The 13031-nt window shown below is 60.2% G+C and carries 12 protein-coding genes; 11 read left to right on the forward strand and 1 reads right to left on the reverse strand.

The annotated features are described in order from the left end of the window. Window positions 1-40: 40 nt before the first annotated feature. Entirely contained in the window at window positions 41-1651 is a 1611-nt protein-coding gene (locus WLQ66_RS12730) for an ABC transporter ATP-binding protein (protein WP_340546845.1), read from the forward strand. 293 nt (window positions 1652-1944) lie between these two features. Beyond that, on the forward strand, window positions 1945-2685 hold the full coding sequence (gene fnrL, locus WLQ66_RS12735) for a transcriptional regulator FnrL (protein WP_340546715.1): 741 nt from the start codon (window positions 1945-1947) through the stop codon (window positions 2683-2685). A gap of 63 nt (window positions 2686-2748) precedes the next feature. Here the strand turns inward: fnrL and WLQ66_RS12740 are convergent, their stop codons facing one another. Then, entirely contained in the window at window positions 2749-3588 is an 840-nt protein-coding gene (locus WLQ66_RS12740) for a universal stress protein (RefSeq protein ID WP_340546716.1), read from the reverse strand. 207 nt (window positions 3589-3795) lie between these two features. On the opposite strand from WLQ66_RS12740, the gene ccoN reads away from it, so the two are divergent. From ccoN to ccoS, 9 genes are all read left to right on the forward strand, one after another. Then, window positions 3796-5406, forward strand: a complete 1611-nt coding sequence (ccoN, locus tag WLQ66_RS12745; RefSeq protein ID WP_340546717.1) for a cytochrome-c oxidase, cbb3-type subunit I — start codon at window positions 3796-3798, stop codon at window positions 5404-5406. Window positions 5407-5419: 13 nt separating this feature from the next. Then, the gene (gene ccoO, locus WLQ66_RS12750) at window positions 5420-6148 is read left to right on the forward strand and encodes a cytochrome-c oxidase, cbb3-type subunit II (RefSeq protein ID WP_340546718.1); all 729 of its coding nucleotides are present in this window, start codon (window positions 5420-5422) and stop codon (window positions 6146-6148) included. 12 nt (window positions 6149-6160) lie between these two features. Next, on the forward strand, window positions 6161-6358 hold the full coding sequence (locus WLQ66_RS12755; protein WP_340546719.1) for a cbb3-type cytochrome c oxidase subunit 3: 198 nt from the start codon (window positions 6161-6163) through the stop codon (window positions 6356-6358). Then, a complete protein-coding gene (gene ccoP / locus WLQ66_RS12760; protein ID WP_340546720.1) occupies window positions 6355-7224 on the forward strand; it encodes a cytochrome-c oxidase, cbb3-type subunit III in 870 nt (289 codons plus the stop codon). Before WLQ66_RS12755 ends, ccoP begins: the two co-directional genes overlap by 4 nt. A gap of 154 nt (window positions 7225-7378) precedes the next feature. After that, window positions 7379-8179: a transglutaminase-like domain-containing protein gene (locus tag WLQ66_RS12765; RefSeq protein ID WP_340546721.1), complete on the forward strand. Its 801-nt coding sequence runs from the start codon at window positions 7379-7381 to the stop codon at window positions 8177-8179. A 555-nt stretch (window positions 8180-8734) separates the two neighbouring features. Beyond that, complete coding sequence (ccoG, locus tag WLQ66_RS12770) at window positions 8735-10174, forward strand: cytochrome c oxidase accessory protein CcoG (RefSeq protein ID WP_340546722.1); 1440 nt, start codon at window positions 8735-8737, stop codon at window positions 10172-10174. Then, a complete protein-coding gene (locus WLQ66_RS12775; RefSeq protein WP_340546723.1) occupies window positions 10171-10641 on the forward strand; it encodes a FixH family protein in 471 nt (156 codons plus the stop codon). Before ccoG ends, WLQ66_RS12775 begins: the two co-directional genes overlap by 4 nt. Window positions 10642-10647: 6 nt before the next feature. Then, window positions 10648-12828 (forward strand): heavy metal translocating P-type ATPase, encoded by a 2181-nt coding sequence (locus WLQ66_RS12780; protein ID WP_340546724.1) that lies wholly within the window; start codon window positions 10648-10650, stop codon window positions 12826-12828. Between the two features lie 43 nt (window positions 12829-12871). Next, entirely contained in the window at window positions 12872-13030 is a 159-nt protein-coding gene (gene ccoS, locus WLQ66_RS12785) for a cbb3-type cytochrome oxidase assembly protein CcoS (protein WP_024095921.1), read from the forward strand. Window position 13031 lies beyond the last annotated feature (1 nt).

A 13031-nucleotide genomic window follows, 5' to 3' on the forward strand; every position in this document is an offset into this window, starting at 1 on the left:
CGCCGCCGTGCGATGGTGCGACCCGCAAATGCTCCAACCCATGGGCAATCCGATGACAACACGCGATCAAACTGCGCCGCTATTAAACGTCGAGAACCTGCGCGTGTCTTTCCGCCAGGATGGAAAGGTGACCGAGGCCGTGCGCGGTGTGTCCTTCTCTGTTGGTCGCGGCGAAACAGTCGCGCTGGTGGGGGAGAGCGGGTCCGGGAAGTCGGTGACTGCGCTGTCCACCGTGTCATTGCTGGGGGACAGCGCCACTGTCAGCGGGTCTGTCACCTACGACGGACAGGAAATGGTCGGCGCCAGTGACCGCCGCCTTCGGCAGGTGCGCGGCAACGATATCAGCTTCATCTTTCAGGAGCCGATGACCTCGCTCAACCCGCTGCACACGATCGAGAAACAGCTGGCCGAGTCGCTGGCACTGCATCAGGGGCTGGCGGGCGCTGCGGCGCGGAACCGGATTTTGGACCTGCTGAACCGGGTTGGTATCCGCGACGCTGAAACCCGTCTCGATGCTTATCCGCATCAATTGTCGGGTGGTCAGCGCCAGCGGGTGATGATCGCGATGGCCTTGGCCAACCAGCCCGATATCCTGATCGCGGATGAACCCACCACCGCACTGGATGTCACGATCCAAGCCCAGATCCTTGAACTGCTCGCGGACCTGAAGGCCAGCGAGGGCATGGGGCTGCTGTTCATTACCCACGACCTGAGCATTGTGCGCCGGATCGCGGATCGTGTCTGTGTCATGCAGGCCGGAGTAATTGTCGAGACCGGACCGACAGCTGAGATTTTCGCCAATCCGCAGCATCCCTATACCCGCAAACTGCTGGATGCCGAACCCACAGGCCAGCCGGAGCCGGTGCCTCAGGCTGCTGAAGAGTTGGTTCGGACCGAGGATCTGAAGGTCTGGTTCCCGATCCAAAAAGGCTTGCTGAAACGTACCGTCGGCCATGTGAAGGCTGTGAACCCGACATCGCTTTCGGTGCGGGCGGGCGAAACGCTGGGCATCGTCGGCGAAAGCGGCAGCGGCAAGACAACGCTGGCTCTTGCCATCATGCGGCTGATTGCGTCGGACGGGCGTGTGGAGTTCCAGGGACAGGATCTGCGCCAGTGGTCTACGAGGGATCTGCGGCGGCTGCGTGCCGATATGCAGATCGTGTTTCAGGATCCTTTTGGCTCGCTCAGCCCGCGTATGACCTGCGCGCAGATCATTGCCGAAGGTCTGGCCATCCACAATGTCGATCAGGATCGGGATCCTCGGGATCTGGTGGCTGAGGTCATGACGGAGGTTGGTCTCGATCCGGCCTTTATGGATCGTTATCCGCATGAGTTTTCCGGCGGCCAGCGGCAGCGGATCGCCATTGCGCGAGCCATGGTGCTGCGGCCGAAACTGGTCGTGCTGGACGAACCCACATCGGCGCTGGACATGACGGTACAGGTTCAGATCGTCAACCTGCTGCGCGACCTGCAAAAGCGCTACGGGCTGGCCTATCTGTTCATCTCCCATGACCTGAACGTCGTGCGCGCGATGTCGCACAAGATGATCGTGATGAAGCAGGGCGATGTGGTGGAGGCGGGATCCGCTGCGGAACTCTTTGCCAACCCGTCGGATCCTTATACGCGACAGTTACTTGCTGCGGCTGGATGACGGCGTGTTTCTGCGGATTGGCCGGATCCTGAGCTTTGGCTCCGATGGTATGGGTGTCGCGACCGTTCGGCCGATCCAGGTTCCTAAAACGGCTGAGGCTGTCGCCGGCGCCTAACCTGCTGAGATAGCTAACAAGACTGCCCTGCACGGGTTATGTGGTGGGGCAGCCGTCCGGTGGGTTGGCACATCATGTCAACAAACGCGGCGTCGCCAATTGTGATTTGCGCGGCACATGTTTAAGTTGGTGGTTGCAGGTTGGCTTTGGCCTTGGCGCAGATCAAATCGGATCAATCATGAACGCTCCTACCATTCACAATGTGAACTGCGGCGATTGCCCCATTCGTCACCGCGCTGTTTGTGCGCGCTGTGATGCGGATGAATTGGAAGTCCTGGATTCGATCAAATACTACCGCACATATGAGGCCGGTCAGCCGATCACCTGGTCCGGCGACCGGATGGATTTCGTAGGGTCGGTTGTGTCCGGCATTGCGACCCTGACGCAGACGATGGAAGATGGCCGCACCCAGATGGTCGGCCTGCTCTTGCCCAGCGATTTTGTCGGGCGACCGGGGCGCGATACGGCTGCCTATAATGTCGTAGCGACATCCACGGTGGTCATGTGCTGTTTTCGCAAGAAACCGTTTGAGGACATGATGTCCCAGACGCCGCATGTGGCGCATCGGTTGCTTGAGATGACGCTGGACGAACTGGACGCGGCGCGGGAATGGATGCTGGTTCTGGGACGCAAGACAGCGCGCGAAAAAATCGCCAGCCTTCTGTCCATTCTGGCCCGGCGCGATGCGTCCCTACAGCGCCACAAGGACAGCAATCGGCGGGTATTCGATCTGCCGCTCACCCGGGAAGCAATGGCTGACTATCTGGGGCTGACGCTGGAGACAGTCAGCCGACAGGTCTCAGCCCTGCGTAGGGATGGTGTCATTGAACTGGAAGGCAAACGGCATGTGACCGTGCCCGACATGGGCCGCCTGATGGAAGAAGCTGGCGACGACAGCGACGGGGGCTGCCTGATCTGACTTTCCGATAGAGCGCATGAGCAAGGGGCCAGCAACCGCAGCCCCTTCTTTTTTGGACCGCGGCTAATGCGCCATCAGAACCGGGACTTTGGCCTTCTCAAGCATGTTGCGGGTCGCACCGCCCAGGATTGCCTCGCGGAACCGGGAATGGCCGTAGGCGCCCATTACGATCAGATCGGCAGCCGTATCCACGGCGTGGCGGTTCAGCACATCGGAGACCCGGGTCATTGTTTTGCTCAGTACGTCGATCTCACATTTGACCCCGTGGCGTGACAGCATCTGGCAGAGCATTCCACCTGGATCGGAACGTTCTGGGCCGTGCTGCGGCGGGTCAATCACCACCACACGCACCACATCCGCTGCCTGAAGCATCGGCAGCGCCTTGCGAATGGCGGTCATCGCTTCGATGCTTTCGTTCCAGGCAACCAGAACGGTTTTGGGTTGGTCGGGCAGTGGGCAGTCATCTGGAACCACCAGTACCGGCGCGCGGCCTTCGAATAGGGCGGCCTCGACGATGGCCTCCGCTTCGGCGGGGCGATCCTTGCCATAGGGCTGGCCCAACACGACAAGATCAGAGAACCGCGCCATTCGTGCAACATGACGGCCGATATCGGCCATTTGCGCGACACCGGTCTCGACATTGAAAGTCACGGCGGATCGCGTCAGCCGCTCGGTGGCGGCGGTTTCGATCTCGGCGACCTCCTCTTTGGCGCGGGCAAGGGTCTCCTGCAGTACCATCGCGTTGGCACCGGCGTAGTAGTACCCGGTCTGGGTGCGATCCACCCCCAGGCACAGGGCATCCAGATGGCCGTCGCTCAGGCGGGTCAGCGAGATGGATTGCTCCAGCTGGGCTCCGGTGTTTGCGGGTGTGGTCAGCACAGTCAGTAGTGTTTTGTAGGACATATTAACCTCACATGAGTATGAGCGACCGCAACAAACTTGTGGTTGTGCCGCGTGTTGCGCCATTGTGAAAGTGCTTCTCACATTCTGCGGCAAACCGTCTTGATACAGATCAAGGCGTTGTCCGGCGCAGTTTTGCATTTAAGGCTCAGAAAAAATCTGTCTGACGCGACCCAGAGAATCGTGTCGGGCAAGGAAAAGGGACGCAAGATGTCTAATTATATCAAGCTGATCGCGCTTGGTTTGGTCACGCTCTTTGCGATGATCGCGACCAATTACGCGCGGGATTTGGCCTATCAGGTTCATGCGATCATCATCATGATCGTGGCTGGCGGGCTGTTTCTATACACCCTACAACACACCGATGAGCCTGTGACTGCAACGGGATCGTTACAGGGCGAGTACTTTGACAGTGTTGTACGCGCCGGTGTGGTCGCAACCGCGTTTTGGGGTGTGGTCGGGTTTCTGGTCGGGGTGTTCATCGCCTTCCAGCTGGCCTTTCCGGTCCTGAACTTCGAATGGGCGCAGGGGCTGGCGAACTTTGGGCGGCTCCGTCCATTGCATACCTCGGCGGTGATTTTCGCCTTTGGCGGTAACGCGCTGATTGCGACATCTTTTTATGTGGTGCAGCGCACCTCCGCCGCCCGTCTCTGGGGGGGCAATCTGGCGTGGTTTGTGTTCTGGGGCTATCAGCTCTTCATCGTGCTGGCGGCGACCGGATATCTCTTCGGCTCGACCCAGTCGAAGGAATATGCCGAGCCGGAGTGGCACGTTGACCTGTGGCTGACCATCGTCTGGGTTGCCTATCTCGCGGTGTTCCTGGGCACCGTTATCAAGCGCAAGGAGCCGCATATCTATGTGGCCAACTGGTTCTACCTCGCCTTTATCGTCACCGTGGCGATGCTGCATCTGGTCAACAACATGACCATTCCGGTCAGCATCTGGGGATCCAAATCCGTGATCCTTTGGTCCGGTGTGCAGGATGCGATGGTGCAGTGGTGGTATGGCCACAATGCCGTCGGATTTTTCCTGACTGCGGGGTTCCTTGGCATGATGTATTATTTTGTGCCCAAGCAGGCGGAACGACCGGTGTTTTCATACAAGCTGTCGATCATCCACTTCTGGGCGTTGATCTTCCTTTATATCTGGGCGGGTCCCCACCATCTGCATTACACCGCGCTGCCGGATTGGGCGTCGACCCTTGGCATGGTGTTCTCCATCGTGCTGTGGATGCCCAGCTGGGGCGGCATGATCAACGGCCTGATGACACTGTCGGGTGCCTGGGACAAGCTGCGCACCGACCCGGTGATCCGTATGATGGTGATCTCGATCGGCTTTTATGGCATGTCCACCTTTGAAGGTCCGATGATGTCGATCCGCGCGGTGAACTCGCTGTCGCATTACACCGACTGGACCATTGGTCACGTTCACTCCGGTGCGCTTGGCTGGAACGGCATGATCACCTTTGGTGCCCTCTACTTCTTGGTGCCGGTTCTGTGGAAACGAGAGCGCCTCTATTCGCTCAGCCTGGTGTCCTGGCACTTCTGGCTGGCGACAATCGGCATCATTCTCTACGCGGCGTCGATGTGGGTGACCGGCATTATGGAAGGCCTGATGTGGCGTGAAGTGGATGCCAACGGGTTCCTTGTGAACTCCTTTGCCGACACCGTGGCCGCAAAGTTCCCGATGTATGTGGTGCGCGCCCTCGGCGGGGTCCTGTTCCTCGCTGGTGCTCTGATCATGTGCTACAATCTCTGGATGACCGTACGACGGGCGCCGGCCAAAGAGGCCAGCCTGACCGTTGCGGTTCCGGCTGAATAAGGAGGGCCGGACAATGGCAATTCTCGACAAACATAAAATCCTCGAGACCAATGCGACCCTCCTTCTGGTGTGCAGCTTTCTGGTTGTCACCATCGGTGGGCTGGTCCAGATCGCACCGCTGTTCTGGCTGGAAAACACCATCGAAGAGGTGGAAGGCATGCGCCCCTACACCCCGCTGGAGCTGGCCGGGCGTGACATCTACATCCGCGAAGGCTGCTATGTCTGCCACAGCCAGATGATCCGCCCCATGCGGGACGAAGTGGAACGTTACGGTCCTTATTCGCTGGCAGCGGAGTCGATGTATGACCATCCCTTCCAGTGGGGGTCCAAACGGACCGGCCCGGATCTGGCCCGTGTGGGTGGCCGCTATTCTGACGAATGGCACGTGGATCACCTGCGCGACCCGCAGTCGGTTGTCCCGGAATCGGTGATGCCCAAATATGGCTTCCTTGAGAACAACCGGATTGACGGCGAATACATCGGCGATGTGATGGCGGCGAACGCTTTTGTCGGTGTGCCCTATTCCGACGAGATGCTGGAAAATGCAGAGGCCGACTTCCGCGCCCAGAGCAATCCCGACGCCGATTATGACGGGCTTCTGGAGCGCTATGGCGAGAAGGTCAGCGTACGCAATTTCGACGGTCAGCCGGGGATCTCCGAGGCCGACGCGCTGATCGCTTATCTGCAAATGCTGGGGACTTTGGTTGATTTCTCGACCTTCACCCCCGCAGCCAACCGCTGATTGGAGGCAGGCATGGATATCTACACTCTGCTTCGGGAATTTGCGGACAGCTGGATGTTGCTCTTTCTGTTCGTGTTTTTCCTGGCTGTTGTGATCTGGGCGTTCCGCCCCGGCAGCAGCAAGGTCTACAAGGACACCGCCAACATCCCCTTCCGGCATGAAGACAAACCCGCCCCAGAAATGGGTAAAGCCAAGGAGGCGCGGTCATGAGCAAGAAAGTGAAGAAGTTCGAGGACGATCCGAATACCACCGGCCACAGCTGGGACGGGATCGAGGAGTTCGATAACCCGATGCCACGTTGGTGGCTCTGGACCTTTTACGCGACCATTATCTGGGGCATTGGCTATACCATCGCCTATCCGGCCTGGCCGGGCATCCAGTCTGCGACTGCCGGTGTGTTGGGCTGGAACTCGCGGGCGCTGGTGGCAGAAGAAATCGCCGCGGTGAACGAGGCGAATGCCCCGATCAACAGCCGCCTTGAGGAGATTGAGCTTGCGTCGATTTCCACCGATCCCGAGCTGAACGGCTATGCGGTCTCGGCTGGTTCTGCGGTGTTCAAGACCTGGTGCGCCCAGTGTCACGGTGCCGGTGCCGCCGGGGCCAAAGGGTATCCGAACCTGTTGGATGACGATTGGCTTTGGGGCGGATCGATCGAGGATATCCACGCGACGATCGCCCATGGGATCCGCAACGAAGAAAGCGACGAGGCGCGTTATTCGGAGATGCCGGCCTTTGGTCGCGATGAGTTGCTGGAGAAGGAAGAGATTGATCAGGTCGTGAACTTCGTGATGTCGCTTTCGGGCGATCCTCAGGATGCGACGAAGGTGGAGGCGGGTGCGGTGGTCTTTGCCGACAATTGCGCCTCCTGCCACATGGACGACGGTACCGGTGACCGTTCGCAGGGCGCTCCGAACCTGGCCGATGCCATCTGGCTCTATGGCGGGGATTACGCAACCCTGACAGAGACCGTCCACAATTCACGTTACGGGGTCATGCCAAACTGGAACACGCGTCTGACCGAGGCGCAGATCCGCGCGGTTTCGGCTTATGTGCACCAGTTGGGTGGCGGCGAATAGCTCTGCCTGTTTCGTGTCGCTGGACATGATCTCTGGGGCTGCCTTCGGGCGGCCCCATCTGCGTTTTGATAAGGTGAATTGTGGCGGATTTTTTTGCTTGAAGCTACAGTTGCTGTAGGGTTTAGCAGGGTGGGGCAACCAGATAGGTGACCCCATGTCAGATACTCGCTTCCTTACCGCAACCTCTATGCTGGATATCACCGCGCCAGCAATTTCTGCTTTGATTTCAGCGCGTGGCTGGCAGCAGCTCGTACCCGCTGACCGGATCGGCGCCGCCTATACCTACGTCCGCAATGATATCCTCTTTGGCTATAACATCGCTGATACGCGGACGGCATCGCAGGTTCTGGCGGACGGCTACGGCCAATGCAATACCAAGGCAACCCTGCTGATGGCGCTGCTGCGGGCTCTTGGCATTCCGTGCCGTCTGCATGGCTTCACCATTGATAAGAGCCTTCAGCGCGGTGTTGTACCCGAACTGGTGTATTGGATGGCTCCGCGCAATATCCTGCATTCCTGGGTTGAGGTTCAGTTGGACGGCCAATGGATCAACCTGGAGGGTTTCATCCTGGATCAGGGCGTGCTCGGGGCTTTGCAGGCGGCATTTCCGGGGCGCGACACGCTATGTGGCTATGGCGCTGGCACCGATTGCCTGCAAGCGCCGATGGTCGCATGGCAAGGGCGCGACACCTATATTCAGAAAACCGGGATCAATGCAGATCTTGGTGTGTTCGATAGCCCGGATGCCTTCTACGCCCGCCACCGGCAGGACCTGCGCGGCATACGCGGTTGGCTCTATCGGAATGCCATTCGTCATTGGATGAACCATCGGGTCGCCGGGATCCGTCGCGGGCAGGTGCCGGTACTGCCAGGTGGGAGCAGTACATTGGAGCCGCAGTTCTCCAGTCCGCTTCTTACCGCGGACACCGGCCCGTATTCAACAGAGGGAGAGTAGATTTTGGCCGGTCTTTGATCCCGGTCAAATACAATGGACGGGAGGCCGGATAGTCTTGCCTCATCAGACAGTGCCACCGATGTGCCCTTTCCAGCGCCGGTGGCCGTCCAGTCCGCCACCTGTCTTGCAGGGAAACGGACCCAGCGTCGGCTTTTCGATCTGTTCGCGCGTTTCCTGAAAAGCCGACGCTCTCGCTATCCTAAGCGTTCATCTCCATGTGCGGTGCCGGTTGCTCAGCCGATTGGGTTCTATCCCGCTGGCCACAATCACGCTAGGCTTGTTCCCGGAGCGCGGGACCGGTGACATCTAGAGGCTGCGCCCTGGTGTCACATCTGCGACGTGGCGACGCGGCCGACCGCGGGGAGAGGAGCGCAAAGGCCTCTACTCTATGGATTTATTGGGCGCGCCGTGGTTTCGGACGGAATGCCGCGCCCGGTTGACGATGTCGTCGCGACGGCAAAGATGTGTTCCGCATACGCGTTTGATCCACGTCAAGGTTCGTCCGGGGCGCATCTGGGACAACCGCTACAACAATGCAAGATTTGGAGTGAGTCCGTGAGCGATTCCGATCCCGCCCCCAGCCTATATGCCGCCCGAGAGCCGATATTCCCCCGCCGCGTGTCCGGCGCCTTTCGTAACCTGAAGTGGTATATCATGGCGGTAACGCTGGGGATCTACTACCTGACGCCATGGATCCGCTGGGACCGTGGTCCGGCGCTGCCTGATCAGGCGGTGTTGCTGGACCTGGCCAATCGGCGGTTTTACTTCTTCTGGATCGAAATCTGGCCGCATGAGTTCTATTTCGTTGCGGGCTTGCTGATCATGGCAGGGCTGGGGCTGTTTCTGTTCACCTCGGCGCTGGGGCGTGTCTGGTGCGGCTATGCCTGCCCGCAGACGGTCTGGACGGATCTGTTCATCCTGGTCGAGCGCTGGGTCGAGGGGGATCGGAACGCGCGCCTTCGCCTGCACCGCCAACAGAAGCTGGATTTTCGCAAGGCGCGTCTGCGGATCACCAAGTGGGTGCTCTGGCTGTTGATTGGTCTCGCAACCGGGGGGGCCTGGGTCTTCTATTTTGCAGATGCACCGACACTGCTGCATGATCTTGTCACCGGGAATGCCCACCCGGTCGCTTATACCACTATTGCCATCCTGACCGGGACCACTTTCCTCTTCGGTGGTTTTGCGCGTGAGCAGATCTGTATCTACGCCTGCCCCTGGCCACGCATTCAGGCGGCGATGATGGACGAGGATACGCTGACCGTCGGCTACCGCGAGTGGCGGGGAGAGCCGCGCGGCAAACCGCGCAAGACCGATGAGCCGGGGCTGGTCCACGGCGATTGCATCGACTGTATGGCCTGCGTCAACGTCTGCCCGATGGGGATCGACATCCGCGATGGTCAGCAGATGGAATGTATCACCTGTGCGCTTTGCATAGACGCCTGCGATGATGTGATGGAACGGATCGGTAAGCCGCGCGGGCTGATCGATTATATGGCGCTCAGTGACGAGGCGAATGAGCGCGCAGGCCATCCGCCCAAGAACATCTGGAAGCATATCCTGCGCCCGCGCACGCTGATGTATACGGCACTCTGGGGGGGCGTTGGTCTGGCGCTCCTGTTTGCCCTGTTCATCCGTTCGGACATCGAGTTGACGGTGGCCCCGGTGCGCAACCCGACCTTCGTGACGCTCTCGGACGGCTCGATCCGTAACACTTATGATGTGCGGTTGCGGAACAAGACTGGCGAGCCACGCCCGTTTGAACTTTCGATCAAGGGAGCGCCTGGCATGCAGCTCACGCTGGAAGGCATTGATGGCTCGATCGTCACGGTGCCTGCCGATACCAGCCTGCTTCAGCGCGTTTATATCGTGGCACCGAAATCCGCCGATGCCGCCGCAGCGCGCAGCACGCCGGTGCGGATCTGGGTTGCAGATATCGACAATGGCGAACGTGCGTATAAGGATACCAGCTTTAACGGGAACGGGAGCAGCCAATGACCGAGGGCAAGCCGACACGACAGTTCACCGGCTGGCACGCGCTTATGATCTTCGGCGGCGCCTTCACCGTGATCATCGCTGTCAATATCGCACTGGCGGTCAATGCGGTGCGGACGTTTCCCGGGCTGGAGGTCAAGAACAGCTATGTCGCAAGCCAGAGCTTCGATGCCCGTCGCGATGCGCAGCAGGCTCTGGGCTGGTCAGTCTATGCCTCGGCCGCCGGGGATCAGGTGAAACTGGAGATCACCGATGCCAATGGCGCACCGGTTGAGGTGGCACATTTGGCAGCGACACTCGGCCGTGCCACCCATGTGAAGGATGATCAGACACCTGATTTTCGCTTTGACGGTACGGCCTATGTCGCAGCTGCGCAGCTGAGCGCGGGCAATTGGAACATCCGAATGGTGGCCCGGGCCGAGGATGGCACCGAATTCACGCAGCGGGTCATCCTGCATGTGGCGCGGTAACTGGCCATGAGCACCGCCTTTGGCCCCCAACTGGCCGCATGCCCCGGCTGCGTCGCAGCGCCAAACGGCGCGGTTGAGCAGGCGCCGACCGAGGCACGTTTGGCCCTGTCGCTGCCCAGTATTCATTGTCAGGCCTGCATCTCCACGGTGGAGCGGGGTCTGAATGCGGTGCCGGGCGTGCGGAGCGCTCGGGTCAATCTCACTCTGAAACGCGCGCTGATTGAGGCCGATCCCGAGGTGCGTGCGCTTGATCTGGTGCCAGTATTGGAACAGCTTGGGTTCGAGGCGCACGAGCTTGACCTGTCGGCGTTGGGCGCGACCGAGACCGATCGGGCGGGACGTGAGCTGCTGATGCGTCTGGCGGTGGCCTTCTTCGCGTCGATGAATGTGATGCTGCTGTCGGTCTCGGTCTGGTCAGGGGCAAGCGATGCAACCCGTGACATGTTCCACTGGATCTCTGCGGCGATCACCTTCCCGGCGATCCTCTTCGCCGGGCAGCCTTTTTTTCGCAACGCCTGGCAGGCCTTGCGGGTGGGGCGGCTCAATATGGATGTGCCGATTGTTCTGGCAATCGTCCTGGCGCTGGTGACCTCTCTGTGGGAGACCTCGCTCTCTGGTGAACACGCCTATTTCGACGCGGCGCTGACATTGACGTTCTTCCTGCTGGCCGGTCGCTATCTGGACCATCGTACCCGCGCCGTGGCGCGTTCTGCGGCCGAGGAACTGGCGGCACTGGAGGTCCCGCGTGCCCTGCGGCTGGATGAGGCCGGGCAACCGGCGGAGGTTGCCGTTGCCGATCTGGCCATTGACGATCGTATTCTGGTACGCCCGGGCGGTCGGATGCCTGTGGATGGTGTCGTCCTGGACGGGCAGTCGGAACTGGATCGCTCTTTGCTGACCGGTGAAACGCTGCCGGTTTTTGCCGAAGTTGGGAGCCTTGTTTCGGCGGGTGAGGTCAATCTGACCGGACCCTTGATTGTGCGCGCGACCGCCGTCGGGGCCGAGAGTTCCCTGCATCAGCTTGCCGATCTGGTCGCCATCGCAGAGTCCGGGCGGTCACGCTATACCTCGCTGGCGGATCGCGCGGCGAAGCTATATGCGCCCGGGGTTCATATCCTGTCCGCGCTGGCCTTCCTTGGCTGGTATCTCTTTACCTTCGACATGCGAGTGGCGCTGAATATTGCCGCTGCGGTGCTTATCATCACCTGTCCCTGCGCGCTGGGGCTGGCGGTCCCTGCGGTGACAACTGCAGCCTCGGGGCGGCTGTTCAAAAAAGGCATGTTGATCAAACACGCAACTGCGCTGGAACGTCTTGCTGAGGTTGATATCGTGGTGTTCGATAAGACCGGCACGCTGACCAATGGCAACCCTCAATGCGATGACTTCGACCAGCTGTCTCTGCCAGATCAGCGGTTAGCCTATGCGCTGGCACAGGGGTCTGATCATCCGCTGTCGGTTGCAATCTGCCGTGCTGCGGAACAGGCCGGGATTGAGCCTGCGTTGCTGACAAGGCAGGAAGAGATACCGGGATTTGGCACCGAGGGGCAGCACGGGGGGCAGCGGGTGCGTCTGGGGCGCGCGGCATGGGTCGGCGCGGCGCCGGGGCAGAAGACCGCCGCCTATCTTGATCGCGGTGATGGTGCGCCACAGGCTTTGACGTTTTCGGATAGTCTGCGTCCCGGCGCCGCTGCGGCAGTAGAAGCGTTGCAGGCGGCGGGGAAGGACGTCTGGCTGATTTCGGGTGACACTGAAGGAGCGGTGAGCGAAGTTGCAGGCCGCCTCGGGATCCAGAACTGGATGGCCTCCGCCTTGCCGCAGGATAAATGCGATCAGGTCTCGGCCCTGTCCAGCGCGGGCCACCGGGTGCTGATGGTCGGTGATGGTTTGAATGACACTGCTGCGTTGGCGACAGCACATGTGTCCATTTCGCCCGCTTCGGCGCTGGATGCAGCGCGGGTTGCGTCGGATATCGTTCTGCTGGGACAGGATCTGGCCCCCATAGCCGAGGCCTGCAATGTCGCGCAGAAGGCAACACGACGCATTCGCGAGAACTTTCGCATTGCGACACTCTACAACGTGATCGCGGTTCCCTTGGCGGTGGCAGGGCTTGCGACCCCTCTTGTGGCTGCCTTGGCGATGTCGACATCGTCGATTACAGTATCCCTGAACGCGTTGCGCCTGCGCTGATGATGACCGCAGGCGACCGGCAGGCCAATTCAAGAGAGCCAAGATGAGCGTACTTACCTATCTGATACCGATCTCCCTTTTCCTGGGGGGCGTGGGACTTGTCGGTTTTCTCTATACTGTGCGCTCGAACCAATATGACGATCCAGAAGGTGATGCGCGCAGGATTCTCAGCGACGAATGGGATGATCACCCCAAGCCGTGAT

It is taken from the genome of Phaeobacter sp. A36a-5a, from assembly GCF_037911135.1.
Taxonomy (GTDB): domain Bacteria; phylum Pseudomonadota; class Alphaproteobacteria; order Rhodobacterales; family Rhodobacteraceae; genus Phaeobacter; species Phaeobacter bryozoorum.

What these genes read in the sequence shown, in the direction of transcription:
- WLQ66_RS12730 (WP_340546845.1), top strand. Translation starts at nt 41, where the DNA reads ATGGGCAATCCGATGACAACACGCGATCAAACTGCGCCGCTATTAAAC.
- fnrL (WP_340546715.1), top strand. Translation starts at nt 1,945, where the DNA reads ATGAACGCTCCTACCATTCACAATGTGAACTGCGGCGATTGCCCCATT.
- WLQ66_RS12740 (WP_340546716.1), bottom strand. Translation starts at nt 3,588, where the DNA reads ATGTCCTACAAAACACTACTGACTGTGCTGACCACACCCGCAAACACC.
- ccoN (WP_340546717.1), top strand. Translation starts at nt 3,796, where the DNA reads ATGTCTAATTATATCAAGCTGATCGCGCTTGGTTTGGTCACGCTCTTT.
- ccoO (WP_340546718.1), top strand. Translation starts at nt 5,420, where the DNA reads ATGGCAATTCTCGACAAACATAAAATCCTCGAGACCAATGCGACCCTC.
- WLQ66_RS12755 (WP_340546719.1), top strand. Translation starts at nt 6,161, where the DNA reads ATGGATATCTACACTCTGCTTCGGGAATTTGCGGACAGCTGGATGTTG.
- ccoP (WP_340546720.1), top strand. Translation starts at nt 6,355, where the DNA reads ATGAGCAAGAAAGTGAAGAAGTTCGAGGACGATCCGAATACCACCGGC.
- WLQ66_RS12765 (WP_340546721.1), top strand. Translation starts at nt 7,379, where the DNA reads ATGTCAGATACTCGCTTCCTTACCGCAACCTCTATGCTGGATATCACC.
- WLQ66_RS12775 (WP_340546723.1), top strand. Translation starts at nt 10,171, where the DNA reads ATGACCGAGGGCAAGCCGACACGACAGTTCACCGGCTGGCACGCGCTT.
- WLQ66_RS12780 (WP_340546724.1), top strand. Translation starts at nt 10,648, where the DNA reads ATGAGCACCGCCTTTGGCCCCCAACTGGCCGCATGCCCCGGCTGCGTC.
- ccoS (WP_024095921.1), top strand. Translation starts at nt 12,872, where the DNA reads ATGAGCGTACTTACCTATCTGATACCGATCTCCCTTTTCCTGGGGGGC.